The organism is Hymenobacter sp. YC55, from assembly GCF_029433095.1.
Taxonomy (GTDB): Bacteria; Bacteroidota; Bacteroidia; order Cytophagales; family Hymenobacteraceae; genus Hymenobacter.
The window spans coordinates 87,553-112,772 of the sequence record NZ_JARNTX010000008.1 but is presented as its reverse complement, the minus strand read 5'-3'; the positions used below and the strand labels follow the sequence as shown (position 1 = coordinate 112,772).

The window sequence follows — 25,220 nt, the reverse complement described above, 5'->3', positions numbered from 1 at the left end:
ATGCCCGGTAATGGGGAAGTTGTAGGGGGTATCTCTTCAGATTGTGTGTTGCTGCTCTTTAAGCAGTTCGAGCAGTAGCAGCCGGGCGCGGTGCAGGTACGCCTTCACCGTACCCAGGGGCAGGTGCAGCTGCTGCGCGATTTCCTCGTAGGTGAACTCGTCGAAGTAGCGCAGCCGCGTCAGGGTCTGGTAGCGGCCGGGTAGCTGATGCACGACCTGGCGCATCCGGTCGATTTTCTGCTGCCGAATCAGGGCGTCCTGGGGATTGAGGGCGGCATCCCGGAATTCCCGAATGATTTGGTTGCCGTCCGGCCCCACGACCGCCAGGCGCAGGGGCGTGGGGCGCTGCCGCTGCCGGCGCAGAAAGTCAATGCAGTGATTGGTGGTGATGCGGAACAGCCAGGTACTAAAGGCAAAATCGGGTTTAAACAGGTGCAAGGAGCGGAAGGCTTTGGCCAACACCTCGGCGGTCAAATCCTCGGCATCGTCCGCTCGCCGGACCATCTTTAGCGCCACGTGAAACACCGGCTTGCTGTAGCGCTGATAGAGTTCGGCGTACGCTTTCTGGTCGCCTTGCTCCAGGGCGGCCTGGATCAGTCGGAAATCCGCGCGGGTCCGGGCCGATACTACGCGCTCTACTGCCCATTTGCTTTCTTCCATCCGCGCGTTGCCTACCAGTATCTTCTTGATTTCAAACGAGCTAACGACCAATAACCGACGGGGGTTGTCAGCTCCTTTTCTACCGTTGTGCTTGACAACCTTCCAGCGCGCGCTGCGAATACCCCAGTGGAGCCGCCACTTCCGGCGGCCGTTTTTCTTCTTTTGCTATGAGCCATTCGAAATCCATGGGGTCGCCGGTTAACTCGAAAGCCAGCCTGCTTGGGGCCGATCCTGCCCGCCTGCAGGACCCGACGGCCCACGACGGCCAACAGGCCGCTGCTGTAGCCTCACCTGCTAGCAGCCCAGCGCTGGCGCCCGCTCAAATGGGTCCGCCCGAAGATTCAAAGCAGCAACCAGGCACCCAGTGGTTGAATTTTGCTGGACTGCCCCAGCGCTTAACTGAGCTGCCGTCGACACTACGGGCGGTGGGCACAAAGACAGTAGCCCGCTGGCAACAGCTTTCCACCCCGGAGAAAGTACTGGGTGGAGCAATCGTAGTGCTAGGCATTCAATATCTGCTGTCGCGCCGCCGCTAGCACCTGCCAAGCCCGAGCTGACCGGCAGGCAAGCTAGCCTCTGGACCAGCTTGGTTGCTGAGCGGTTTCGTGTTCTTAGCTGGTGTACGCTCATCTTGAACAGGCAGGTTTTGGGGTACTGCTCCCGCGCGGGTAATTCTTCTTCTAAGCTAGTTGCTTACGGGGCTATCGAAACCAACCAGGCCATTGCCAAGTTTGCGACTGCTATTTTTCACGGGTAGTCTCGCAGCACTTGCTTTTGGCAGAGGCCAAGCCCCACCGTGCACCGGGGCAAATGGCAGGGCCGTTTTCAGGGCCGCCCCGGTGCACTACCGGGCTTAGCCGACCGCATCACTTGCTGCTTGACTAAGCGCGGCCCGCAATTGCCGCAGATAAGGGTGCGATATAAATGTAATCGGGAGTAAGCCTGACGGCGCAGCAAACACGGGGCCAGCTTCAGGCGGCCCGCGGGCGGAATAAAATTTTGTCGATGTGGCTGCGGTCTACGTCCACGATTTCAAAGTAGTGACCCTCCCACATGAAATGCTCCCCGGCACGGGGCAACACGCTCAATATATGCAAGGCAAAGCCGCCCAGGCTGTGAAAGCCACTCAGGCCCCGCCGCTGCGCCGCCGGGATGTGAAACCGCTCGGCAAACTCGGCAAAGGGCAACTGCGCGTCAATCAAAAACGTGCCGTCGTTGCGCTCGACAATGGCGGGGTTGCTGTCCGTATCCGGCGAGACGTCGCCCACCAGGGCGTCCAGGATGTCGTCGATGGTAACCAGGCCCACCACCCCGCCGAACTCGTCCACCACGATGCCCTGGTGCACGCGCCGCTGCCGGAACAGCTCCAAGGCATGGTAGGCCTTGCTTGAGGCCGGCATAAAGAGCGGCTCTTTTTGCAATTCCTCCAGCCGCAGTAGCTGCGCGTCCAGGTGCTCGTCCACCAAATCCTTAAGGTAGACCATGCCGCGTACTTCGTCCAGGCTGCCTTGGCAGAGCGGGTAGGCCGACTGCTTGCGCGTGAGCACCGTCTGCTTGGTGGCGGCCGGGTCATCGTCCAGGTCCAGCCACACGATGTCCTGGCGGCTGGTCATCAACGAGCCCACGCGCCGGTCGCCCAGGCTGAAGACGTTCTTGACGATGTCGTGTTCGATTTCCTGAATCGTGCCCTCCGAGGCACCTTCCTTCATCAGGGCTTTGATTTCTTCTTCCGTAACGGGGCTTTCCTGGTCCTTGATGCCCAGCAGCTTAATGAGAAAGTCGCTTGACACGGTCAGCAGCCAGATAAAAGGCGCCGTGAGGCGCGAGAGCAAAGCCATGGGCGCGGCCATGAACTTGATGATGCCCTCGGGGTTGGTCAGGTCGATGCGCTTGGGCAGCAGTTCACCGACCACGACGGAGAGATAGGTGATGAAGATGACCATCAGCACCACGGCGATAGTATCGGCAAAGGGGGCCAGCACCGGCACCCGGGCGATGAGGTCCTTTAACTGGGTGGTGAGCCCGGCCCCGCTGAACACCCCCGTTAGAATGCTGATGAGCGTGATGCCAATCTGCACCGTTGACAGAAAGCGGGTGGGATCATGGGCCAGGGCCAACGCGGCCTGCGCCGTGCCGCTGCCCTGCTTGGCCTGGGCTTCGAGCTTGGACTTGCGCGAGGATATCAAGGCAATTTCCGACATGGAAAAGACGCCGTTGAGGATGACGAGCAGCAGAATGAGGAGTAATTCCAAGGGAGAAAATAGCAAGGAGATGGAGTGGCAAGTAGCTGCTTTACTCGGTTAGGAAAGGACGGACATCGAGTTCGGATCGAACAAACAAGAAAGCTTTCGGAAGGTGAGCCGCTGTCCTAACGATTTTCCGGCTTGATAGATGCAGGTCAAGTTGCAACCTGGCACCAGACTGCCTGCTGCGCAGCATTATCGTGACGTATCATCTAAATACGCAGCAGTAGGTTTGAAAATAAAGCTAGTAAGCGAAGTGGCCCGGACTCGGCAGTCGTGGACAAGCCGAAGAGGTGGGACACGTGCGCTGCACGTACGAACCGGTACGGCCACGTTGCGGCCGTTTATTTGCGGGATGTATAGTGGACGAGTCTTCCGTTCACCCTACCATTACCTGTTGGTGGAGGACCTTGTCCCGGTTGGCGTGGCGGCGGGCGGAGCGCTCCTTTATGTCACCGACTGGCAGTGGGTACACCTTTGCCTGATCTTGGGACGATTAGGCTTCATAACCTGTGGCAGCCGGATCCTGCTCACCGCGGCCGGCTGCTGCGCGAAGGCGTTGGATAGGGAGGTGGACGAAGTACGTTTCTTGCTGCCGGGGCAACCCGCGGCGTGCGGGAGGTGAATAAGCTGCTCATCTGGACCCTCAACCCGGTGGACCGCGCCCTGCGTGTGCAGTTGGTCCGGCATCACGGGGACGAAAGCGCCTTTAACGAATACCAGCACGAGGCGCTGCACAAGGAGTTTGACATCAAGCAGGCCATAGGATGCCTCGCATACGAACCATCGGACCCGAGCGCTTCCGGCCAAGGGTACTGACTAGCGCGGCGCCGGAGGCGACCACGGCTACGAACCAGCAGGCTCGGGAAGCAGTCCTCAGAGCCGAAGAAACCGAGTTGGTAGGGTACCCACGCTTATTGCTTGCGGGATATCTTCTTAAACAACCCCACTATTTTCTCCACCACAAAACCAATCAGTAACCCGCCCACCGCGCACACCAGCGCCTTAGCCAGCCAAGCCACCGCCGGAATATGGGCCAAGGCCTGTTCCAAGTCGTGCAGTAAATGAGCAGTAAACGGAATGCCGTGGGCGATGATTTCGGCCCCGACCCACAGCATGGCGGCCGTCCCCACGTAGCTTAAGATGCTTAGGAAGCGCGGCATAAACTTCACGATGCCGCGGCCCAATTTTTGCGCCGCAGGGTGGTATTTGTCCTGGGTTAGGTGCATGCCGATGTCATCGGCTTTCACAATCAAACCCACAAAGCCGTACACGGCCACCGTAATAAAGACGGCCACGGCCAGCATGACGACAATCTGGTTTACGATCGGCTGAGCGCTTACTTGGCTGTACGCAATGGCCATGATTTCAGCCGATAGGATAACATCGGTGCGCACAGCCCCCGCTACCCGCTCCTTTTCCAGCTCCTCCGGCGTCATCACCTGCAGTTGCTCACTTTCCACGTCCACCGCATGGGACTTGCTGAATAGGGCATGCACCTTTTCATATCCCTCGAAGCATAAGTAGGCCCCGCCCAGCATCAAAATAGGGGTAATAACCCAGGGCGCAAAGTACCCGAGCAACAGGGCCGCCGGGCTCAGGATGAACACCTTATTGATGAGCGACTTTTTAGCTATCTGGTAGATAATGGCAAGCTCCCGGGAGGGGTCGAGGCCCACCACGTACTTGGGCGTCACCGCCGTGTCGTCGATGACAATACCGGAAACTTTGCTGGTGGTTTTGGCAACCTGAGCCGGCACGTCATCCAAACTGGCCGCGCTGGCTTTAACCAACGCGGAAACGTCATCTAACAGCGCAAAAAGACCTGATGCCATATTCTATGTGTTTATTACGTGATGCTCTTTTTCGGATGAGGAGGCATTTTTGCTTTGCTCGCCAGCGAGGTATAGCGGTTTGGCGAGCAGAGCACTCACTTCTTACTTGTCGGCAGTAAGTGGTAGCTACGGTGGTGAAACCAGGGCTACCTGTTCCGGAGGATGTGCCGCGGAGATGCTGCTGGCTCGGCTGCGAGGTGAGTTACGTGTTCAACGCGGGCTGCTTCATCCGGAGGCTGGTAGATGTAGCGGCCCTGGCATACTGTCCGCCGAGGGTGCGTACGTGGTTTACGGGTTTAGGGCTGTCTTTGGAACGTACAGCCTTGAGGTGGTTTAGGGTAGCCGGACAGCAGAAGGATGCATCTTCCTTCTCTCATGATTGCAAAAAAAGAGTAGGGCCTCGCCCGATAAACGGCGCACGTGCGAGGTTGCTTTCAAAGCCGAGGCTCTGCGCCTAGCCGACGAAAGTCGCTCAACCCAAGCCGCTGCCCGCGCATTGGGCATCAATCCCAAGCTGCTCTACCGCTGGCACCAGGAGCAGGTAGTCGCGGAAGTGGGGAGTGTGGAAGTAGCCCGCGAACAGGAGGTACGGGGCCTACGGGCAGCTAATAACGGCTGGCGCAAGAACTTGACATTTTAAAAAAAGCTTTGGTCAGTTGCCTCCTCTAAACGCAGGCTCGCCCGGCCGACCCCGTGAGTATTTATCGGTACATTGCCCTGCGCCAGACCCGTGTGTCCGTACGGCAACTCTGTTAGGTGTTGCGGGTAACAACTAGTGCCTACTACGCTTGGCGTGTCAAGACTCGCCGGCTGATTCCTGTACCAGCATGGCAAGTAGCCATGCGTCAGCTCTTTGCCCAGCATGCCCGGCGCTACGGCACCCGTGAGCTACGGGCCGAGTTGATGGCTCAGGGGTACCCGAGAATCGGTCGCCGACGCATCCAGCGAGTCCTGACGGCTAATGGCTCGCGGGCCCAGCATCCCCATTCGTTTGTTCCCCATACTGTTTACTCCGACCCGGCTGTGCGGGCTGCGCCCAACCGCTTACTCGGCCAGCCGGCCCCCACCGCCCCCAACCGGGTCTGGGTGGGCGACTGAGGTGGTCGAGTCAGGTGAGACAGAGTTGGATGTTGGTTAGAAGCGTTTGTTGTTCAATGAATATGCAGACACTCATAGCCCAGTGCCGAGTGCCGCCGCTGGTAATTGTAGTAGTCAAAATAGGTGGCTAGTTCGGCTTGCGCCTCGGCGAGGGAAGCGAAAGCGGAGCGGTCCAGCAGCACCTCTGTTTTCACGCGCGACCACAGGCTTTCGGCTTGGGCGTTGTCATAGCATTCGCCTTTGCGGCTCATGCTGCGTACTAATCGCCAGTCCGTAAGCAGGCGCCGATAGGCGTTACCACAGTACTGCCTACCCCGGTCCGAGTGTACCACCAGCCCGGGCGTGGGTTGGCGACTTAGCAGTGCCTGGCGCAAGGCGGTAGTAACCAGTTAATCCGGCATCATAGCGAGCACCTGCCAGCCCACTACCCGTTTCGAGTAGGTATCTTGAAACGCAGCCAAGTACGCCCAGGAGCCGTTTTGCAGGGGTAAATACGTGATATCGCCCACCCACACTTGGTCAGCTGCTGTAGGAGCCGCACGATCAAACAGATGGTTCGCTGCCACCCGTGGCCCCTGCTCACTACAAGTCGTGCGAGTCACAAAAGCACGCGCTTGCACGGCCACCAACTCGCGCCGGCGCAGGGCCTGCCGGATGCGATTACTACCCACCTGGTGCCCCTGCGCCCGCAACTCAGCCCGTAGGCGGCGCGTGCCATAATGCCGCTTATGCCGCACAAACGTCTGGCACAAGACCTGCTCCCAAGCGGGTACCACGGGTCGATCAGTAGCCTTTTTCTGCCAACGGCAGTAGCTGACTACCCCTACGCGCAGCACCCTGACAGAGGTGGCGTACCGGATAGTGCCGGGTCTGCGCTTGAATAAAGCGGTAACGGCTCACGGGGTCGGCTGCGTAAAGATGGCTAAGGCTTTTTTTAGGATGTCACGCTCCTGCTGCAAGCGCCGGACTTCGGGCTGCAGGGCTTTTTGCCACTTGTAGAGCAGTTTAGAACTGATGCCGAGCTGCCGAGCTGCGGCTTGCGTGCTCCGGCTTTCACTGGCTAGGCGCAGGGTGTCGGCGCGAAAGGCCACATCATAGTGTCGGCGTTTGCGCGGCGCACCCGTATTCGTTTTCTGAGTCATGACAGAAAGAAGATACCGCCCTTTTCTATCTCACTCTAGTGGACCCTCTCAGGCCTGGCCTCATGCGGCGGGAACAGCCATACGGAGGAAGAGTACCAAAAACTACAGTTGGAAAACGCCCAGCTTTCGCAACAAATCGAACAGTGCCAAAATAGTCCGGAGAAATTGTTGGAAGCAGCCAAAACAAACCTGAACCGCAAAGATTATTCAGGCACTGCCGCGACCTTACGTGCCCTGATCCAGTGCAGTTCGGACTCTGAGCCGGCAATAGAAGCGCGTAAACTACTGCCCTCCGCAGTCTTGAATGCAAAAAAAGCCGAGTCAATAGCGGAGGAAAAAAAGCGAAAGGCGCAGCTGAACAGCAAAAATACGCTTCGGAACGGATTCGCATCGAGACGAAAATCAGAGAGAAAATCGATGCCTGCAGGGGCTATACCAAAGTGAACCGCAGGGGCGCTACCGAGTACACGTTCAACGCAACGGAATTCAAAAACCGAATTACTAAGGAAGGTTTAAAGCAACTCGGCGGCGAGTACAGCAACGATTATAAGGGCCGCTATCAGGGCCACCCGGTAACCATTAAATACGGAGGCGCAACAGCTTCCGCGAATAGGTGGGAGCAGCACTGGGATGTGGCGGTCGATTAATGCTTGACTCAATCATGCGCAATTACAACCTCAGCATCTAGCACTAAAGGCACTAGGTAGTAATTAAAAATGCCCCGCCTGTCACGGCGGGGCATTTTTGTGGTTTTCTGGCGGCCCGGCTCACGGCAGTGGGAGTCTAACGCAGCTCTGCCTCCTTATCCGCGGCGCTTACGGCCTGCCCCGTGGGGGTGAGGTCGTGATCCCGGCGGATTACGAATCTTGTGCCGGACGGCTTATTGGGTCCCGAGACGAGCGTGGCTTTGAGCTGAAAGGCCATATTCTCGATTAGGTGCGTACCGAGCGACTCGTGCTGCTCGGCGTCTGGGGCCGGCATTCCCACCCCATCGTCCGTCACGACCAACTCAAAGCCGGTGCCATCGGGTCCGGCGTTTAGTTCGACTTGCATATGCCCGCTGGTGCGGCCCACAAAGGCGTGCTTGTAGGCATTGGTCACCAGCTCGTTTACCAGCAAACCGAACGGGGTTGCTTGCTGCGCCGTCATTACCACGGGGTCCAGCGCCGTGGTGATGGTGACCGGGCACTTGGCCGAATTGAAGGTCAGGCTCAGGGTATCGAGCAATTTGGCCACGTACGAGTCGAGCCGTACTTCGGCCAGGTTGTCGGCGCTGTACAGTAACTCGTGTACGAGGGCCATGCTCTGAATCCGGCTCTGGCTGCTGGCCAAGGCTTCAACCAACGCCGGGTTGGGATATACGCTGCTTTGCCAGCCCAGCAGGCTGCTAACGAGTTGCAGGTTGTTTTTCACGCGGTGGTGAATCTCCTGCACGAGCACTTCCTTTTCCTCCACTCGCTGGCCTAGCTCTTTGTTGGTTTCGTGCAGCTTGTCGTACACCCGGTTAAGCTGGGCCTTTTTGCGGCGCAACCGCCAGTAGATTAAGCTCACTACGATCAGGAACAGCGCCGAAACGCCCAGCAAGAACTGTAGGCTCGTTACTTTACCTTGTTGGGCGGCGGCCAGCGCGCGGTCGGTTTTGCTCTGCTGGGTGAGGTAGCGTATGCGCTGCTGCTGCTGCTCGATGTCAAACTTGACTTGCTGCTTTTCCAGGATGAGCGCTTTTTCCTGGTTGAAAAGCGCGTCCTTTTTCTGCGCCGCCTGCCGCTGCAACTCGTAGGCCCGGCGGTAATCTCCCTGGGCGAGGGCGGCCTGGGCCTGGTACTCCAAGCCCTTCACCTGCACCGGGACGGCTTGCAGCTGCCGGCCGTAGGCCGCGGCCGCTTCGGCCGCTTGGCCGGACTCGTCCGGGCGGTCCTGGCTGGCCAGGAATTTGGATAAGGTAAGCAAGGTGAGGCTTTCCTTGTGCCGGTCGCCTATCTTGTGGTACCGGTCGCGGGCATTACGGAGATTATCCAGCGCGGATTCACTGGCCGCGCGGCTGGCGTTGGTGAGCTGGTATAACTCGGCCATGACTACTTCCACGTCCGCGTAGCTCGGCGCATTGGGCCCGGCCGCAAAGGTTTGGCGGCAGGCATCCATCGCCTGGGGGTATTGTTTCAGCGCCAGATACACTTTAGCCAGGTTAGCGTACGTCTGGGCCCTCGTGATGGCCGCGTCCGGGCCAGCCGGCGGGTAAAGACGGCGGAATTTGAGGCTGGTCAGCAGCATCCTTCCCGCGTAGGGGTACTGCTCCATTTCCAGCGCGCAGGCCCCCAAACTTGCGTGAAACGGTTCGTAGAAGCTGGTTTGATTTTTCGCCTTGGCCAGGGCAATGCCCTCAGTGTACTCCCTGATGGCCACCGCGTAATTACCGCGTTGAATGGCCAGAGTGGCCATGATTCGGATGCTGTTCAACTCGCCCCGCAAATAGCCCATGCCGTGCGCCAGCGTGCGGGCCTCAGCGGCGTACTCCCGCCCCAACTGTGCGTTTTTCGTCTCGCCCGTCCGTACTGCCAGCGCGTTGAGGCGGTTGACCTGCGCCGTGTCAGCCTCAGCCGGGCGGGCCTGCGCCAGCAAGGAGCCCCCAGGGGCCAGCAGCAGTAGCAGCAGCAAGCCCACGCCTGGGGGTCGGCGGGGGCTCGCAAAACGGGGAAATGAAAAAGAAAGGCGTTGTTTCATAGCAGAGCGGAGCACGAATGAGCGGCTCCTTCCGGGGCCATCGGGCGGTAATTACTTAAAGTCCAGGGTCACCCCCAAAAATACCAGCCGGCCCACCTGCGGGCCGCCGTACACTTGCACGTTGCGGGCGTTGCCCAGGTTTGTGCCGCCGAGCACCAACTCCGTGTGCAGGCGCGGGAGCCGGTAACCCAATTTGGCGTCCAGAGACGAATAGGTGCCCAAATCACCGGCGGCGAACGGCGACTCAAAGCGGTGGCCCTGGGCCCAGCGGTAGTTGAGCGAATAGGTATAGACCTTTTTCAGCTCCCCGGCCACGCCGGCGTTGAACTTGTGCTTGGGCGTGTTGTAGGAAGTCTGAAAATCCGCCGGCAGGCCCTTTCTGTCCAGCAGGCTTAGCGTGTAGTTGCCACTGACTTCGATTGCTTTGGTGGGCGTGTAAGCGAAGCCGACCTCGTAGCCGGAGGCGCGCACTTCCTGGCGGGCGTTCGCTTGCACCTGAATGACGCGGGTGGCTTGGTCAGGCGTCTGGAACGGGGCCATGCTGGCAGACGCCGTTGCCAGCTGCGCGAGAGTCGGGCGCGAGCCGTCCAAATTGGTCAGCAGCCGTACCTGGCTAATGAAGTTGTTGAAGCGGCTCAGGTAATAATCCAAGTCCACGGTCAGGCCCGTCAGCAACAAGCCCTTGTAGCCGATTTCAAACGCTTTAACTCTTTCCACTTTAAGCCGGTCGGCGTTCACCTCGTAGGGGGCCAGCAGGGCCGGGGCCCCGTTTCCGGCGCGCAGAATGGTGCCGAGCTGGCCAGTAACGGCCGTGGAGTAGCCGCTAAAGCCGCTGGATATGTTGCCCAGCAGCAGCACCCGGCTTAAATCCAGGTACAGGTACTGGCCCAGTTGGGTGGCATAGCGGTAGGCTTCGTTGTAGCTCACGCGGAAGTTATGCTGGCGTTCTGCGCCCACTGAGTACACGGCCGAGGCCCGCGGCGAAAACTCGTTCGCAAAGTTGCGGCTCCCGTCCAAGCGCCCGGCCAGCGTAAGTTTCAATTTCTCGGCCAGCAGCAATTGGCTCAGCTGCAAATAAGCGCCGTACTCCGCGTACCGGATGGGTTGGCCGTCGCGGTCGGCAAACAGCCGGCCATCGGAACTGAGGCGGAAGCGGCGGTACGCGGCCCCGGCGATGGCTTGGAGCGAGAGGAGGCGAAACTCGTACTGCCCGCTGAAATCGGTCAGGTTCGAGCCCGGATTCAGTTGGGAGCCCACGCCGGGGGTGGGGTCCGTAATCACCTGCTGCCGCAGCGTGGCAAACTCCGGCGAGCCGGCCTGGAGCTGGAAGGGAGCCCCGGCGGCCTGCCCGGCGGCACCCGCGCCGTCGATATCGCCGGGATTCTGGGTCAGGTACGTGTTGTAGGCCCGGGCGTAGGCGGTGAAGTACTGCTGGGCGTAGGAGAGGTTGGCCGCCCCGGAGCGCGGGTCCGCGCTCGCGTTCATAAACGCGCCGGAGAACGACAAATCGTAGGAGTCGTTGCCACCATCCCGGGTCTGGTAGGCGCGTACGAACCATTTGTCGCTGCGCACTTCCACCCGGTACTGGTTGAAGCCGAAGTTTTTGAGGCGGTAACGGTTGGTGGCCTGATACCCGGTCGTGCCGCTGGCCCGCTTGTACTCGGCCAGCACCTTGATTTTATCGGTCAGCAGAAAGTGCAGGGAAGGGAAAATCCGGTAAAGCTGGGCGGTTCTATCCCCCGCCACGATTTCACGCTCGGTCCAGCCGGGCATGAATACGGTCTTGCCGTTCAGGGCTCCCCCGGTGGGCCCGAACGTGTTGCCTACGTCCCCGTAGCGGTTCACCGCATCGTAGCCCAGCAGCGAGCCGGCGGGGTTGTTGGTCGGCAAGTATTCGGGGCTCAGGGCCGCGTAGTTGTCGGCAATCCACTCCTGGCCCCGGCCATAGGAGCCCGTAAGCTTGAAGGCCAGCCGGTTGCTAAGCTTGACGGCATAGCGGGCCTGCGCGTCGGTGTACCCGCGGGTGCCGCCGCGCAGGCGCACCGTGAGGCCTTCGTAAAGGAAAGGGTCCTTGGAAGTGGTCAGCACCACGCCGTTGAAGGCGTTGGCCCCGTACAGGGCCGAGGAAGGGCCGTGCAGCACCTCCACGCCATCTATGTCCACTTCGGTCAACCCGAGGCTGTTGCCGGGGTTGATGTTCAAACTGGGGGATTGCGTGTCGATTCCATCGACCAGCTGCACTAGGCGCTCGGAGTTAGCGCTGTTAAGGCCCCGCGTGCTCAGACTGGCGTTGAACATTCCGCTCGTCGTTACGTCCACGCCCTTCTGGCGGGCCAGGCCCTGAATCAGGTCGTGCGTGGGGAGCCGCTCGACTTGCACAGAGTTGAGCTTATCGACCGTGGCCCCGGTCCGCAGGATATTTTCCACCGACCGCGAGGCCGACACCACGACTTCGTTGATGAGCGTCAGCGACGGCTGTAACACAACCGTGAGGGGCGCCCCCCGCGCGCGCAGCGTATCCACCCGCGTTTCGTAACCCACAAACGAGACGGCCACCGGCGAGGGCAACTGGGCGGTCGGCACGCGCAGGCGGAACACGCCTTGATTGTCGGTTTGCACCACGATAAACGTTCCCTTCACCAGCACGGTGGCCATCGGCAGAGGTTCCGCGTTGGCGGTGCTTACTGTTCCAGAAACCTCGGTGTACTGGTCCTGGCATCGGGCCGGAGTTGTCGCACAGCAGACTAGGGCCACGCTGAGGGCAATCACTGATGTAAAAGGGGCCATTGGGGGAAAACGCGGCACTAGCACGGGAGAATAAGTAAGTGAGTGAACCCTCGTGGTGCCGACTCGCTTAGGATTGCGGAATAACGCAAGGACAAAACTACACATAAAGCAATGGGTTCATGGATTCCTAACATTTTTGCAGTCGGCACTATCTCTTTTTGTTCGTATGTAGACACAAATATTACACCAATTAGTAGACTTTTGTTCGTATATACGCACAAGATTTTCACTAATAATCTGCCCCGATTATGAAGTACAACCGGGTTTACGGCTGGGGCACCCGGTAGCTGAGCGGGGGGCGAAACGCCGAGCCCTTAGCCAGTAGCAAGTCTCCAGAAAGTGAAGAAAATTCAGGCGTAGAATAGAGCAAGGCGAAGAGAAGGGTACCTAGTAAAGGTACGCCGGCCCGGCTCCCCTACCCGGTTGTCGAGGCGCTGAGCAGCAAAAAGGCAGTGGGGAAAAAGAGGGGTAGCCTAGCTCCGCTGCCCGCCTAGAATAGGGCCAGTTGCTTGCCCGCTTGCTTGCTGGCCAGGGCTACGGCCGCCGCCAGTCGGGACAGGACGAAGTCGTAGATGGTCTGCTGGGCCCACTCAATGAGGACCGAGAAGCGTTAGAGCCGCAAGCAACGCTCTCCGACAACGCCGCTGCCGGCAAAAGGGTCGAGCAGCCACTCTCCCGGCCGCGTGGCTTGTTGAATCAGCCGGTTAATAAAGGAGCCTCCCTTTTCAGTCGCGTAGCCTTTGCTTATCGAGGGCCGCTGCACCTGAAAGTTCATCACCCACTCCGCCAGTTCTCCCGCGTCGGCTACCCCGCAGTTGGTTAGTAACAGCAGCTGCTCCGGGGCCACTACCAGCCCGCGACCTGGGCGGCCGCAAGGTAGCAAGGTAGCAGGCCATGTCCCGCCGGGCACTCGGAGCCCCGGACAGCATCAGGTACACGTGCGACGTGGGAGGGCGTGCCAAGGCGTACACCGCATGCATCACGCGGGCAAACTCGGGCACCTGGATAAAATCGTAATCCGCAATGCCACGGCCGCCAACCAGGGCCACGCTGTAATAGGACAGGTCCAGAAACACGCTGTCGAAGCGCATCCCGGCGGCGGCCAGCTCGTGTAGCGAGTCCTCGGCGGCCCCGCACTGCACGTAGGCTTTAACCTGACCGCTGGCGGTGTGCTATCAAGCGAACCAGCAGGTAACGCACCTAGAAGTCAGCAACAACAAAGTAGGCTTTCAGCATCTGGTGCAGACTTGTGGTACGCAGTGCTTGTTTGTCATGGAAGCCACGGGCGCCTACTACTTAGCCTTGGCGTACTACCTACAGGGGCACGGCGGGCAAGTGGCCGTACTCAATCCCTTAGTCATCAAGCGCTTCATCCAGATGCATTTAAGCAAAGGCAAGAGCGACTGCAAAGATGCGCAGTGGCTCTTGCGCTATGGCCAGCAGCAAGCCGTGAAGGTGTGGCAACCCGACGAGCAAGTGCTGGTGGAGTGCCGGCAGTTAGAGCAGGTCAATGAGCAACTACTCAAGCAGAAAACCATGGTCAGCAATGCGCTAGAAGCCTTAGGGCAGCAGCCGGTCATTAGCAAGCTCGCCTTGAAACAGCTGCAACAGACGCTCCAAGCGCTCACTAAACAAGTGCAAACCGTCGAAGCCGAGTTGCTGACCTTGTTGGAACAGCGCTTTTCAAGCCGAGATGACGCTTTTGTGCTCCATCCCGGGGATTGGACGCAAGACGGCAGGCATACTCTTATTGTTTGCCGGGGGCTTCCATCGCTTCGATAACTACCGCCAACTCATTGCCTTAGCTGGTCTTTCCCCACGTGAGCATAGCTCCGGTCCCAGTATTCGGGGTAAGGTGCGCATTACCAAGATGGGAGGCGGGCTGATCCGGGGCAAGTTCTTCATGTGCAGCTTCGCGGCCAAGAAGAGGAACAAGGCCTGCCAGGCGCTCTATGATCGGCTGGTGGCCAAGGGCAAGAACAAGAAGCTGGCTCTGATTGCCGTCTGCAACAAGCTCCTCAAGCAAGCCTTTGCCATTGTCAAGTTGGGCCAGCCCTATCAAGCCGATTTTTCGTCAAAACTGGCCCTCAACCCTTGACTTTCAACATCATTCATAAAATGCCAAACAACAGGCTAGGCTCCGGATTTGACTGCTACAAATACTCCGATCAGTAGTGCCCGGGGCTGCAACAAAAGATTTGATCCCGATCAGGGCTTTTTTTGTTTCTTAGGGCATGCCCTTACTTTCTTTTGCGGCCTTCAATCACCTCAGTGCCCGTACGCAGCTGACCTTCGTGCTAATGGAAGGCAAGTACTTAGCAAAGCGTTTCGACGAAACCGGCTCCCGCTTGAGTCTCTATTACCTGGGTAGCTTCTTCGTAGAGGTCTACTACGACGCGGTACTCTACCATGAGCATTGCTGCCGCTCCTTCGTTAGCACCAGACAGCTGGCAACTTATGATGAGTGGGTTCAACTACCCAACCTATAAGCAGGGAAACTAACGTTTCGCTACTCTTTAAAAATTTCTTAGGCAACTTTAGTAGGCCTCACCCGAGGGCTCGGCGCATCAACTCATGCAGAGTAGAAACTGGGGCAATAAAGTGAGCAGTCTCCAAGCTTTATGAAACGCAAAAATAGCGCTGACTTGAAATAGCGAGAAGGCCTACAGGATACTTCGCAAGTATGTTGGAATAAGAGAAACCCCTTATTTTAGTTTTTTTTTATTTGCGCAGATGCAGGCAGTTGCGCGGAAACTGAAAATGTTCCAACCCATTTTTTGAACGACGCAAAATTGTACGTGTCAGACAACGAGAATAAAGTAGCAAGCATAATTAATATAGTTGAAATCCATAAGCCACTGAACCGTTTAACTTTGGCGTTCATGTAAGCTAAGTCATCTAAATGCACTTGATCATTATCAACAATTCTGTTAATGTCCTCTTCAACGAGAAGATCCCGGAATCTGCTTTTTAAATTTTGATAATTTTTAACAAACCTGGTTTTTTCGGCTCCAAACTCAACGTACGAGGCTACAAAGTAAATGGTAGCTATTCCCAAAAAGGCTAGCGCCACTCCGGTAGCCTCCCGCGTAAACGCGCCATTCAGCTGCTTTGTAGTAAATACTTTGGCGATAATAATACTGGCAAAGAAAGAAACAAAAGCCATAATGCTTTTCTTGTAACTACCAGCAAACTCTTCCGCTATTTTCGTCGCTTTATTAGTTTGATCAACTATCTGATCCGATATTTTGCTTCGTAGTTCGATATATTGTTTAATATTCTGCTTTAAATAAATCTCAAAAGATGATTTAATGGAATCAAAAGGGTTACCCCTCAGCTCCAGCGTTTTAGTCGAGAGCAGATGAATAGATAAAAGGTTGCGCGTTAAACCGATCTTATCACTAAGGTTGCCACTGCGGTACACCCAATCGTATATTTGATAATATAGGTCTCCTGATTCAGAATGAATTTGGTTGGTCAGTACAGTATCGCTAACAGACTTATAACCGTTGAGCTTATACTCGAGACCATCCTTAGTGAGCCGAGTGATATCGAACAAGCTTACCACGGATACTAAACTACATAAGTGATTTAGCAACTCAATCAGGGCGGGGGGACAATCCTGACTTTTAGTTACTTTGAAGTCGTCCGGAATAAACTGACATTCATTGGCACTTTCAAAGTGACAAACGTTGCGAATCGAATTAAAGCGCCCCGCTCTCATTTGCATACTAGTAGCTTTCTCATCGGCTGAGAGACCACTCCTATTTTTCAAAAAGAATATCGAGTCGCTACCAAACTCGGCCCCTTGGCCATCAAGGATTTCGAAAGCTAAGTATTGGTTTACCTCAAACCTTTTCCAGAGTAATTGTAACTGCTCACGAGAACTGAGGGAATGGAAGTAACTTAAAAATTGAGTTAAAGCAAATATTGGTACTACTTCTTGCTTTGTATGCTTATCACACGCAATTTCAAACCGGCACCCTTCAAAATCGTATTCGATTTCCTCGGCTAACTCGGCTAAGAATTCCTTGACATTAACAGTGCTCGAAGTTGCAAACAAACTCACTGAATCACGATCATCGCAGGAAACGTTGATGCGAAATTCACTTATTTTCAACAACTCATCAATGGCAATTGCAAAATTATTGCTATCCGGTAAAAAGAGCTTATCAGCTTTAATCTTTAATTCAAACCGGTTGAAATCTTCATAAACCGAAATATTTTCACTTTTCGTGAAGCTAAATAGATTTAATATATTTTCAACTGGCTTCATGGTGCTTTGCTATTCGGGCTTCGAGAAAGTGTTATAAATATCTTGATTGGTTCTTATTTTTAAATATTTGATCCCCTCTTCTTCAATAGCTTGGATTTCGCCTTTAAAATCCTCCAAGCCGGATTTGATTACTAGGTCAATATCTTCTGTGACCGCATAAGTTCTTTTGAATCGAGCTTTTATTTCTTTTTTTACGATACCAAACGAAGTATCAAATAGTTTATTAGCTCTTTTTGTAGGCAGATCCCGTAACGCTTGAGTTAAGTTTGTAACAGAGAGACTATCATCCTCTGGCTCGTACTTGCCGACCGTAGTTTGAATGAAATCGCTTAGCTCAAAATGATCATTGGACTTCACATACAAAATCATTGCGTTGCGAATAATTTCGTGATCTACCCGATGTTTCTTTTTAAGCGGCATTAAAACTTCTCTGTCGAGAGCATCCCAAAATGTTTTGGTATTATGAGCATCATCCCTTTTTTCTTGCAGTTCTAAAAAGCCTCTCCACCAGTATTTACTGTGGCTTCCAGAGCTATCACAAACATATAGATCAAGTATTTCTCCGTCTAAGCTTAACTCGGCCAAAAAAGCCTTGAAAACTTTTTTCTTTTTTGGTAGCCCAGCTCGAGTCATGAACGATTCATCATCAAGAAACTGATCATGATCGGACTTAACGATCAGTAATCTTCGGCTAACCGCATCTTCAATAAAAGCTTGAATAAGAATTCCCACCGGAATCTCGTGAACAAGGTTACTTGAATCCTCACGGGCCCTTAGTTCCGTACGATGCAATCTAGCGGCTATGATCCTGGCCGCTTGTTGATAACACAAATCACCGCTGCCGTTGTGATATTGAGCTAAAGCGGAGCAGACTTCGACCGTCTCGCCTTGGAAGTGGTAGCTACGCCTGTTAGCATTGGTTAGCACGAGTTGAACAAGTTCATTGATGTACTGCGCCGCTTCGGGTCGATCGTGATGAGCAGTAACAATTTGAGGCTCGTTTGCTTCGTGACCAACCTTGTAAAGGGAAGAGAATAGTAGATTCATACAGAATGGTTGAAGCTGTAAAGTTATGAACTTCAGGCGGAGCCATCCTGTAAATCACACTACGGGAACTGGAGTTATTTTAGCATGGAAGTAAGATTGCCGTGGTAAATGCTATTCTTTAAGTTGATGCCCTTGTCGGCCACCATAACCATATGCAATTATACTAAAATAATTGGTAGATGTTGTGACTGATTTGTACTTTGCTAATTTAATTAGCAATAATAATTCAACTAGTTGATTAACAGCGGAATTATTTAGCTTTATTTTTATGCAGATTCGCTCAAGCCCTACCAGTTCAAACATATGCGGGCACTGGTAGTATAAGGCGAAGTGTCGTCGTTGATGGCTGTAGCAATCAAACTACGTGGCCCACTCCACCTGTGCTTTGGCTGCCAAAGTGAACTCGGCGCGGCTAAGTAGCACCTCCGTTTTTACCCGGGACCAGAGACTCCAGCCTGCGCGTTGTCATGGTATTCGCTGGCCAAGCGCAACGCTTCGGACCGAAGGATTCATCCTAGCGCCGCCGCTTTCGCGGTGAGCTGTTGTTCAGTTTCTGAGTCATAACAGAAGGAAGATGATACCCTTATCTGGCTCATTTTATTAGCCCCTCTTATTAAGCAGCCACCAGCTTTCAGATAAGATCCGATAGAGGGCCCTTGTCATAAGGGTTCCGTATTGAATCAACCCACCCCACCCCTATAACATTTCACCCAGGTCTGTCCGGCATAGCTTAACCACCTCACGGATCCTCTTTGGACTACGCTACGATGAATGCGGTTCCAGCCTAGCGCTCATCCCCTCTTTACCAGTTCTTACCAGTGGGTTCAGGATTAGCGCCGTTTACTCTTGCTGCAGTAATGGACTTTTTTTGCCGATGCGCAATACAGGTGTGATACATAACGCAAATGCATTAGTACCTCATTACAAGTCAGCTTGCTGTCAGCAGGAGATAGCTTGTATAACAATTTTAATTACATTTAATAATTCTTATTTATATTTAAACAGCACGATATATAACGGCGCTTCAAATATTCGTCCTTACTACCCGTATTAATTCGCTATCAATACCTTGAACCTTTAAAATCCTCCAATATGCTTTCGCTTTTCGATGGCTACATGATGCTGTTAGGCGTAAACGCCGCCGCCTTGATCGCCTATTACCTACTGGTTTATAAACAGGCTGAACACTTAACAAACAAGGCACTTTATCTTGTCTCGTCAACGCTAGTAAGTTTTCTGAGGTGGTCGGCTTAAGTGAGACAAAGTTGGGTCTTAAGCAGAAGAGCTTGTTGTTCAAAGCAATGCGGGCACTCATAGCCCAGCGCTGAGTGTCGCCGCTGGTGATTGTAGTAGTCAAAATACGTCGCCAGTTCCGCTTGGGCCTCGGCGACCGAAGCAAAGGCAGAGCAGGCGAGGAGCAGCTCCGTTTTCACGCGGGACCACAGGCTTTCTGCCTGCGCGTTGTCATAACACTCGCCACGGCGGCTCATGCTACGCACTAGCTGCCGCTGCGTGAGCAAGCGTCGGTAGGCGTTGCTATAGTATTGCCCGCCTCGATCAGAGTGGACGAGTAACCCCGCCGCCGGTTGCCGGCTCAGCAGGACCCGATGTAAGGCCGTGGTCACTAATTGCTCCGGCATACTACCGAGCACTTGCCAGCCTACCACGCGTTTGGTATAGACATCCTGAAACGCCGCTAAATACGCCCACGAGCCATTTTGCAGCGGTAAATAGGTGATGTCACTCACCCAGACCTGGTCGGCCGCCGTGGGGGCGGGTCGATTCAGCACGTGATTAGCCGCCACCCGCGGACCATGCTCAATCTGGGTCGTGCGCGGGACAAACGCGCGCGGCTGCACGGCCACGGGTTCGCGCCGACGCAGGGCGTGGCGGATGCGATGACGACCCACCCGGTGCCTTTGGGCCCACTATTCGGCCCGTAAGCGACGGGTGCCATACCGTCGTTTGTGCTGAAAAAACACCTGGCACAACGCGCCTTCCCAAGCCGGCACGCAGGAGTACGCCACTACTTTTTACCGCCACCGGTAGTAACTGGCCACTGCCCCGAATACCTGACAAAGTTGACGCATGGGATAGTACCGGGTTTGCGCTCGGACAAAGCGGTACCGGCTCATAACGTCGGCGGCATGAAGATGGCCAAGGCTTTTTTTAGGATGTCGCGCTCCTGTTGCAAGCGTCGATTCTCGGCCCGTAGCTGGCGCATGGCTAGGCTTTCGCTTTCCTCAACGCCTACTTCCAGCACCGGGTGTTCAGCTTTCTGCCACTTGTAGAGCAATTTGGGACTGATACCGAGCTGACGAGCCGCGGCTTGCGTGCTCCGGCTTTCACTGGCTAGGTGCAAGGCTTCCGCTCGGAAAGCGTCATCATAGCGGCGGCACTTGCGCGGCGAACTGTTAGTTGGTTTTGAATTCATGACAGAAGGAAGTTAACGCCCTTTTCTGTCTCACTTTAGTAGACCCTCTCACCAGACCTCCTCCACGGCGATACCCCGTAGAGGGGAATAGAAGGACGGAACTCTCATAGCGGTACACTATCCTAAGAAATGGGAAAGGTAACGCAAAGCAACCGTTCAGCTTACTTGTTTTAATTGATTAGGCGCTTCGCGTAAATCCCGCACTTCGGTCCAGCTTACTTCCCTCGCGATGTAACGGACATAGAGCTGGCGGACTAACGACCCCAGTGTGGGCCCCACGCGCCGCTCGTTTACACCGACTATCTTGCGGCACACCATAAAATTAATTCTGAATGGACCTCAACGACTGGACGCTTGCCTCCGACCAACCCCCACCCTGCTGGGAAGGCTACGAAAACTCCGAGCCGGTCTTGGTCATAATTGGGGTTACCAGCCGTGAGGTGGGCATCGCCGTTTACAATCATGTCACTGGCAACTGGAGCGGCAATGATTACTTTGGCGATTATGGCCAGCACGTAGAGCGCCTAGTAACCCACTGGAAATTCGTTGGGCCGCTGCCCCCCCCGTTGCCCGCCGCCTTTGTCAAGGCGCTGGAGCCGGATTTTATTTCCGAAAACACCCCGATGCGGGCCCTGTTCGCCGGCGTTGATGCGGCGGATAAGCCGCTGCACAAAATTCTTTATGCCGCCGTAAGAGACAACGGCCTGCAAGGGGTGCAGATTCGAGCTAATGGCAGCAAGCAGAAAACCTTCTACTACGTGGACTTTCTGGCCAGTGACCCGCTGGAGCTACGAGATATAAAGCAGAAGCTCAACCAGCTGGACGTACCGTTCACCATCACCGCAAAACAGTAACGAACCGCCGGTCGGCCCGGACCGCCAGCGCTAGCTGCGTAGCCGCCACCGGGTCGGCCGGGTACGCGCGGTAGTGGGTTACGTTAGAAATGGTGCCGTGGTGGCCCGTTTGTATCTACTGCTGGCTGCGGCTGAAATAGTGCGGGTAAATGTTCGTGCGCCCGTCCGTGGCCACTTGGAAGCATCGGTGAGGCCGTCCTCGTCGAATGACTGGGGCAGGCCTGCCGTAACGAGTTTCCAGCCATCGGCCTCGGTGGCATTGATGGGGACAGGAATAAGTCGTGCTGCATAACGGAAAAGTGAAGTATTTAGCGGCTTTTGATGGGTTATTTTCTGCCGTATCGCTCGGCCAGCTTCCCGGTCAGCGGCACCCCGGGCGCTCTACTCAGGTACACCCGTAGCCAGTCGCCGCCGCTCAGGTGGGTGTCGCACCACTGGATTGATTGGCGGTGCTGCCCGCCGTGGCGGCACGTGGTCAGGTAGAACGGAAACCGCGGGTTGAGCCGGGCCAGCAGCAACTGGTAGCCGGCCTTATCGGCAAGATGGGCCAGCGCGTGCAACTCGGCCAGCTGCGCAACGCTGGGAGCAAAGCCCACCAAACCGGCCAGCTCCTGCACCGGCATCGGCGGCACCGGCAGCCCCGGCTGGTGAACGTAGGCCCGGCCCGGGTAGATGAGGCAATCAAACGCAGCCCCGGCCTTTTCCGGGCGCTGCACCCACGGCAGGTAAGCGTCGCGCTCCGGCGCGGCGGTGGCCACGGGTTCGAGGGCAATTTCCCACCGGCACTTTAGCTTCTGGGCAGTGGCCCCGCTCGGCCGGGTGGCCTGGCGTTTGCCGGTCCACTTGGCCCCGCCGGCCTTTCCGCTGGCCAGCACGAAGTTGGCCCCGCGCACACTGCTGGCCTTCTCACTCTGGAGCGTGTAGGTAATCAGCTTCCGGCACCCCCTGAGCCGCGCCCGCTGCTGGCAGGCGGCGTAGAGCTTCGAGCACGCATCGGGGTGGCCCTGGGTGCATACCCGGGTTACCTCCAGCGTATTGCCGTTGTCCAAAGCACGGGCCACCGGACGGCCGACAATGGCCACCCCGACCAACACGCCGTCGAAGTAGCAGCCCACCGAAAACACGTGGCCTACCGGCGGCTCGTTGTGGCGGTGGTGCCGGCCTACGTAGGCCTTGGCCTGGTCAAAAGGCAGCGGCTCGGTGTGCAGCCGGCCCGTGGCAAACAGCTGCCCGCCCATCGGGGGCAGGGTACCGGCGGTACTGGGGCCACTAAAAAGCATCATGTGCAGGAGCGAAAGGGCCTAGAAAATGAGCGCCGTCTGGATGCCGGCCGCCGGCACGTAGTCGGCATCGTCCAAGGCGCACGCTCTTTCAAGCAATCCCTGAGCGGCCCGAAAAAAGGCCTTGGCTTCGCTCAGCGAGTAGCTGCTCGGGCAGAACTCCCCCCACGTATTGACGCCGTGTTCCGTGCGCACGTCGCCGTTCTCAAATGCCATGCTCACTTTGCCGGGGGCTACGCCGCCCTTTTCCCACTCAACCTTTACCAGCACGGTACTGCCGGGCATCGCGGCCATAAACGCCACGTCGGCGGCCTTGGCTTCCGCCTGCGCGGCCGGGCGCTGGCTGGTCTTATAAGAGGCGAGGAAGGCAGCGTGGGAGGCGTGCATCCGGGCAAAAGCAGCGAGTGAGGCAACGGACATGGCGGGGCGGTTTTTACGGGCGGCGACAGTGCCGGACGTGCGTATATAGATACATAAACTACACCAAAATGCCCGTTTTAGGGTGACTGAACGGGTTTTATTGCCTGTCCAAAACTTACTTTTCTCCCTCACTGCTATGGCTCCCACCGGCCCCTCCATTGGAAGGGGCCGGGCCCTGGGGCTAGTCCTGCTCGAACTCGGCCCGCGCCTGGTGGCCATCGGGGCACTGAAAATCGCATAGCTCACGCGGCAGGGTGCAAACGCAGCTACCCATTGGCTCCTGCTCTTGGTCGGCCTCCCGGTTGGCGCGGGCCTCGGCAGCCCACTCGGTGTTCTGCTCGTCGCGCAGGACGGCCTGTTCCGTCTCAACTTCCTCGGCCTCCGCGTCCCAATCGCGTATGATGCGCCCGACTTCGGGGCCGCCGTTCTCCTTCTCGTTCATAACAACAATCAGCAGCGGCAAAAGCTGCGGGTTGAGCCCCTCGGGGTTGTCCTCGTCGTTGCCGAACGGCACACCGTTTTCTTCCAACACGGCCTCCACATCGCTAATTGAGCGCATCGGCTGGGCATCGCCCAAGCTGTCATAGTTGACGTAATCGGCCTGTTTCAAATCCAATGCCGCCTGGGCTTCCTCACTCAACTCCTCGGGCCGTTCGTCGGGGGGAGTTAAGCGCGCATCCCGCAGCTCCAAAAAGAACTCGCGCAACCGGGGGTCGAAACCGGTTACCAGTTTCAGGGTGGCTCCGCTCAAGTGGGTGACGCGTATGTGGTGCTGGCTCATCAGAAAAGGGATTGATGGGGCGGGCTTTGTTGCCGACCGTACGTATATAAGCACACAAATTGAACCATTAAACGCCTTTTAAAGCACGTATTAGCACTTTATTGCATTTATTTTCAGGCAATATTATCTCCCCACTGCCTCGGTTCCCGGGCGCAAAAAAGCCCCGCCGAATGGGCGGGGCGCTGGACTTCGGCGGCGGCTGGGCTAGGCCGTTACTACGCCCGGCGTCAGGCGGGCCTGCGCCAGGGAATAGCGGGCATCGGCGCGGGTGCCGGGCTTAATCGAGTCGTGGGCGGGCTTTTGCAGGCCCCGCGCCTCCCGCAACTGGCGGCTGGCCAATGCTTGCCAGTCGGCCCGTAGCAGGCGAGAATGGCGCTCGTTATCGGGCTGCCCGGCGGCAAGCCAGGCGCTGAGGCGGCGATTTAGTGCGTGGGCTTTGATTTGAAAGCGGGTGAAGCCGTTTTTCATGCGGCGGCGGGCTCGGCTCATGGCGAAAAGGATTACAAGGGCCGGGGCCACTAGGGCTCCCGGCGCTTGGGTGAGGAATGATTAGGCGGCGAGGGGGGGCAGGGCGGCCAACTCCGTGCGCAGCTCCTGCTGGCGGGCCTGCTCGTTTTCGAGGCGGGCAATGCCGGCCTGCGTGTCGGGGCGGGTCGTGGCTCCAACCAAAAAGGTTTCGTAACGCTGCTCGCGCCGCTCGCTTTCGGCAATTAGGGCGGTGAGGTAGGCGGCTTTGGCGGGGGTATTCATAACTGCAATAGATAAGCCGGGCAACGTTGGCCGGTGTATCTATATACATACAATAAAAGTACCTAGAAGGCCCAAAAAAAGCGGTTTTTACCCCTAAAACGCAATTAATGATTGTTCGATTTTTTTCCCCCGCTGCCTGCCGAATACGCCCATTTTAGGCGGTGAAAACTTCGAGCAACAGGCCCACGCCGACTACGGCCAGAGCCACGCGCCACAACGTAGTGAACCAGCTTTCCTCGAACCACTCCGGGGCCAGCCAGCGACTGCTGCCGAGCCCGGCCAGCATCAGGGAGTAGGAAAGCCAGTGCGGCACCTTGTCGGAACGGGTGAGCAGAAACACGCCTACTAAGAGCAGCACTAGCAGGATTTTGGAAGGGTCGCGTATGGCTTTGGGCCGGGGGGTGCGGGGTTGGGAATAGCTTAATACTACAACCAAAACGGCAACAAAAAAGCCGGGGCCCGTTGGGACTTCCGGCCGGCCTAGTTCATCAGGGCTTAAAGAACCCGGGCACCGAAATTTCCAGGTTTTCATTACTCAGCCGGCCGGTTGTTCTGTTTGGTGGGGGCAAGCCCCGTACAAGTCAATGGCCATGTGACAATTCCAGCAGCATACCTCAATTTTATAGTCATTAGGAAATCCCGCTTTTCGCAAGCGCCTAAGAAAAGCTCCAGCGCTAGTCCGATGGTGTGGCCCTACTAGGGCCATCCTTGTTGGGATGCTAAAGTGTTAAGAACTGAGGTCGCGCTTCGCCACAGCAGGTACAGCTGCCCCCGTAGGCCGCTAATGCTGCCAAGCGGTCCCGGGCATGACGCTCACGGGCCCCGTCGCGTAATAGTTGGCGTGCCCGTTCCGGGTCGGCCCTGTAAGTACTGGCAGCCCGCGCCGCTTCCC

At 56.5% G+C, this 25,220-nt stretch carries 27 protein-coding genes and 1 pseudogene; 10 read left to right on the top strand and 18 right to left on the bottom strand.

Going from position 1 to position 25,220, the window contains the following annotated elements:
• Positions 1-36: 36 nt before the first annotated feature.
• Complete coding sequence (locus P1X16_RS28525; RefSeq protein WP_346771272.1) at positions 37-711, bottom strand: sigma-70 family RNA polymerase sigma factor; 675 nt, start codon at positions 709-711, stop codon at positions 37-39.
• A 116-nt stretch (positions 712-827) separates the two neighbouring features.
• Between P1X16_RS28525 and P1X16_RS28520 the strand changes: the two genes are divergently transcribed.
• Entirely contained in the window at positions 828-1,196 is a 369-nt protein-coding gene (locus P1X16_RS28520; RefSeq protein ID WP_277236161.1) for a hypothetical protein, read from the top strand.
• Positions 1,197-1,631: 435 nt separating this feature from the next.
• Here P1X16_RS28520 and P1X16_RS28515 read toward each other — a convergent pair whose 3' ends face one another.
• On the bottom strand, positions 1,632-2,912 hold the full coding sequence (locus tag P1X16_RS28515) for a hemolysin family protein (RefSeq protein WP_277236159.1): 1,281 nt from the start codon (positions 2,910-2,912) through the stop codon (positions 1,632-1,634).
• Positions 2,913-3,515: 603 nt separating this feature from the next.
• Here P1X16_RS28515 and P1X16_RS28510 point away from each other — a divergent pair.
• Positions 3,516-3,722 (top strand): hypothetical protein, encoded by a 207-nt coding sequence (locus tag P1X16_RS28510; protein WP_277236157.1) that lies wholly within the window; start codon positions 3,516-3,518, stop codon positions 3,720-3,722.
• Between the two features lie 95 nt (positions 3,723-3,817).
• Here the strand turns inward: P1X16_RS28510 and P1X16_RS28505 are convergent, their stop codons facing one another.
• Positions 3,818-4,738: a DUF808 domain-containing protein gene (locus P1X16_RS28505; RefSeq protein WP_277236155.1), complete on the bottom strand. Its 921-nt coding sequence runs from the start codon at positions 4,736-4,738 to the stop codon at positions 3,818-3,820.
• A gap of 379 nt (positions 4,739-5,117) precedes the next feature.
• Between P1X16_RS28505 and P1X16_RS28500 the strand changes: the two genes are divergently transcribed.
• Together P1X16_RS28500 and P1X16_RS28495 are read left to right on the top strand one after the other, a co-directional pair.
• Positions 5,118-5,378 (top strand): transposase, encoded by a 261-nt coding sequence (locus tag P1X16_RS28500; protein ID WP_277236153.1) that lies wholly within the window; start codon positions 5,118-5,120, stop codon positions 5,376-5,378.
• 200 nt (positions 5,379-5,578) lie between these two features.
• Positions 5,579-5,836, top strand: coding sequence for an IS3 family transposase (locus tag P1X16_RS28495; protein ID WP_277236151.1), 258 nt, complete (start codon positions 5,579-5,581; stop codon positions 5,834-5,836).
• A gap of 53 nt (positions 5,837-5,889) precedes the next feature.
• On the opposite strand, the pseudogene P1X16_RS31345 reads toward P1X16_RS28495, so the two are convergent.
• Both P1X16_RS31345 and P1X16_RS28480 read right to left on the bottom strand, forming a co-directional pair.
• A pseudogene (locus P1X16_RS31345) lies at positions 5,890-6,573 on the bottom strand (IS3 family transposase).
• Positions 6,574-6,732: 159 nt separating this feature from the next.
• A complete protein-coding gene (locus P1X16_RS28480; RefSeq protein ID WP_277236147.1) occupies positions 6,733-6,978 on the bottom strand; it encodes a transposase in 246 nt (81 codons plus the stop codon).
• Positions 6,979-7,086: 108 nt separating this feature from the next.
• On the opposite strand from P1X16_RS28480, the gene P1X16_RS28475 reads away from it, so the two are divergent.
• On the top strand, positions 7,087-7,422 hold the full coding sequence (locus tag P1X16_RS28475) for a hypothetical protein (protein ID WP_277236145.1): 336 nt from the start codon (positions 7,087-7,089) through the stop codon (positions 7,420-7,422).
• Entirely contained in the window at positions 7,419-7,625 is a 207-nt protein-coding gene (locus tag P1X16_RS28470; protein ID WP_277236143.1) for a hypothetical protein, read from the top strand. Before P1X16_RS28475 ends, P1X16_RS28470 begins: the two co-directional genes overlap by 4 nt.
• Positions 7,626-7,761: 136 nt before the next feature.
• Here P1X16_RS28470 and P1X16_RS28465 read toward each other — a convergent pair whose 3' ends face one another.
• The 3 genes from P1X16_RS28465 to P1X16_RS28455 all read right to left on the bottom strand — a co-directional run bounded on the left by P1X16_RS28465 (position 7,762) and on the right by P1X16_RS28455 (position 13,628).
• Entirely contained in the window at positions 7,762-9,699 is a 1,938-nt protein-coding gene (locus P1X16_RS28465; RefSeq protein WP_277236141.1) for a sensor histidine kinase, read from the bottom strand.
• 51 nt (positions 9,700-9,750) lie between these two features.
• Positions 9,751-12,486: a TonB-dependent receptor plug domain-containing protein gene (locus P1X16_RS28460; RefSeq protein WP_277236139.1), complete on the bottom strand. Its 2,736-nt coding sequence runs from the start codon at positions 12,484-12,486 to the stop codon at positions 9,751-9,753.
• Between the two features lie 725 nt (positions 12,487-13,211).
• Entirely contained in the window at positions 13,212-13,628 is a 417-nt protein-coding gene (locus tag P1X16_RS28455; protein ID WP_277236137.1) for a hypothetical protein, read from the bottom strand.
• A gap of 25 nt (positions 13,629-13,653) precedes the next feature.
• On the opposite strand from P1X16_RS28455, the gene P1X16_RS28450 reads away from it, so the two are divergent.
• The 3 genes from P1X16_RS28450 to P1X16_RS28440 all read left to right on the top strand — a co-directional run bounded on the left by P1X16_RS28450 (position 13,654) and on the right by P1X16_RS28440 (position 14,975).
• Complete coding sequence (locus tag P1X16_RS28450) at positions 13,654-14,268, top strand: transposase (protein ID WP_277236136.1); 615 nt, start codon at positions 13,654-13,656, stop codon at positions 14,266-14,268.
• The gene (locus tag P1X16_RS28445; RefSeq protein ID WP_277236134.1) at positions 14,180-14,584 is read left to right on the top strand and encodes a transposase; all 405 of its coding nucleotides are present in this window, start codon (positions 14,180-14,182) and stop codon (positions 14,582-14,584) included. Before P1X16_RS28450 ends, P1X16_RS28445 begins: the two co-directional genes overlap by 89 nt.
• 136 nt (positions 14,585-14,720) lie before the next feature.
• On the top strand, positions 14,721-14,975 hold the full coding sequence (locus P1X16_RS28440) for a hypothetical protein (RefSeq protein ID WP_277236132.1): 255 nt from the start codon (positions 14,721-14,723) through the stop codon (positions 14,973-14,975).
• A gap of 221 nt (positions 14,976-15,196) precedes the next feature.
• Here P1X16_RS28440 and P1X16_RS28435 read toward each other — a convergent pair whose 3' ends face one another.
• From P1X16_RS28435 to P1X16_RS28420, 4 genes are all read right to left on the bottom strand, one after another.
• Positions 15,197-16,762: a hypothetical protein gene (locus P1X16_RS28435; RefSeq protein ID WP_277236130.1), complete on the bottom strand. Its 1,566-nt coding sequence runs from the start codon at positions 16,760-16,762 to the stop codon at positions 15,197-15,199.
• 9 nt (positions 16,763-16,771) lie between these two features.
• The gene (locus P1X16_RS28430) at positions 16,772-17,809 is read right to left on the bottom strand and encodes a nucleoid-associated protein (protein ID WP_277236128.1); all 1,038 of its coding nucleotides are present in this window, start codon (positions 17,807-17,809) and stop codon (positions 16,772-16,774) included.
• A gap of 1,250 nt (positions 17,810-19,059) precedes the next feature.
• Positions 19,060-19,719, bottom strand: a complete 660-nt coding sequence (locus P1X16_RS28425; RefSeq protein WP_277236127.1) for an IS3 family transposase — start codon at positions 19,717-19,719, stop codon at positions 19,060-19,062.
• 221 nt (positions 19,720-19,940) lie between these two features.
• Positions 19,941-20,243: a transposase gene (locus P1X16_RS28420; RefSeq protein WP_277236125.1), complete on the bottom strand. Its 303-nt coding sequence runs from the start codon at positions 20,241-20,243 to the stop codon at positions 19,941-19,943.
• Positions 20,244-20,575: 332 nt separating this feature from the next.
• On the opposite strand from P1X16_RS28420, the gene P1X16_RS28415 reads away from it, so the two are divergent.
• Positions 20,576-21,097, top strand: a complete 522-nt coding sequence (locus tag P1X16_RS28415; protein WP_277236124.1) for a hypothetical protein — start codon at positions 20,576-20,578, stop codon at positions 21,095-21,097.
• Between the two features lie 326 nt (positions 21,098-21,423).
• On the opposite strand, the gene P1X16_RS28410 is transcribed toward P1X16_RS28415, so the two are convergent.
• The 6 genes from P1X16_RS28410 to P1X16_RS28385 form a co-directional block, all read right to left on the bottom strand.
• Positions 21,424-22,380 carry an XF1762 family protein gene (locus P1X16_RS28410; RefSeq protein WP_277236122.1) on the bottom strand — a complete coding sequence of 319 codons (957 nt, stop codon included), beginning with the start codon at positions 22,378-22,380 and terminating at the stop codon, positions 21,424-21,426.
• An 18-nt stretch (positions 22,381-22,398) separates the two neighbouring features.
• Complete coding sequence (locus P1X16_RS28405; protein ID WP_277236120.1) at positions 22,399-22,797, bottom strand: hypothetical protein; 399 nt, start codon at positions 22,795-22,797, stop codon at positions 22,399-22,401.
• Between the two features lie 181 nt (positions 22,798-22,978).
• The gene (locus tag P1X16_RS28400; RefSeq protein WP_277236118.1) at positions 22,979-23,578 is read right to left on the bottom strand and encodes a hypothetical protein; all 600 of its coding nucleotides are present in this window, start codon (positions 23,576-23,578) and stop codon (positions 22,979-22,981) included.
• A gap of 204 nt (positions 23,579-23,782) precedes the next feature.
• Positions 23,783-24,067: a hypothetical protein gene (locus P1X16_RS28395; protein ID WP_277236116.1), complete on the bottom strand. Its 285-nt coding sequence runs from the start codon at positions 24,065-24,067 to the stop codon at positions 23,783-23,785.
• A 60-nt stretch (positions 24,068-24,127) separates the two neighbouring features.
• On the bottom strand, positions 24,128-24,328 hold the full coding sequence (locus P1X16_RS28390) for a hypothetical protein (protein WP_277236114.1): 201 nt from the start codon (positions 24,326-24,328) through the stop codon (positions 24,128-24,130).
• Positions 24,329-24,482: 154 nt separating this feature from the next.
• Positions 24,483-24,860, bottom strand: a complete 378-nt coding sequence (locus P1X16_RS28385; RefSeq protein WP_277236112.1) for a hypothetical protein — start codon at positions 24,858-24,860, stop codon at positions 24,483-24,485.
• Between the last annotated feature and the right edge of the window lie 360 nt (positions 24,861-25,220).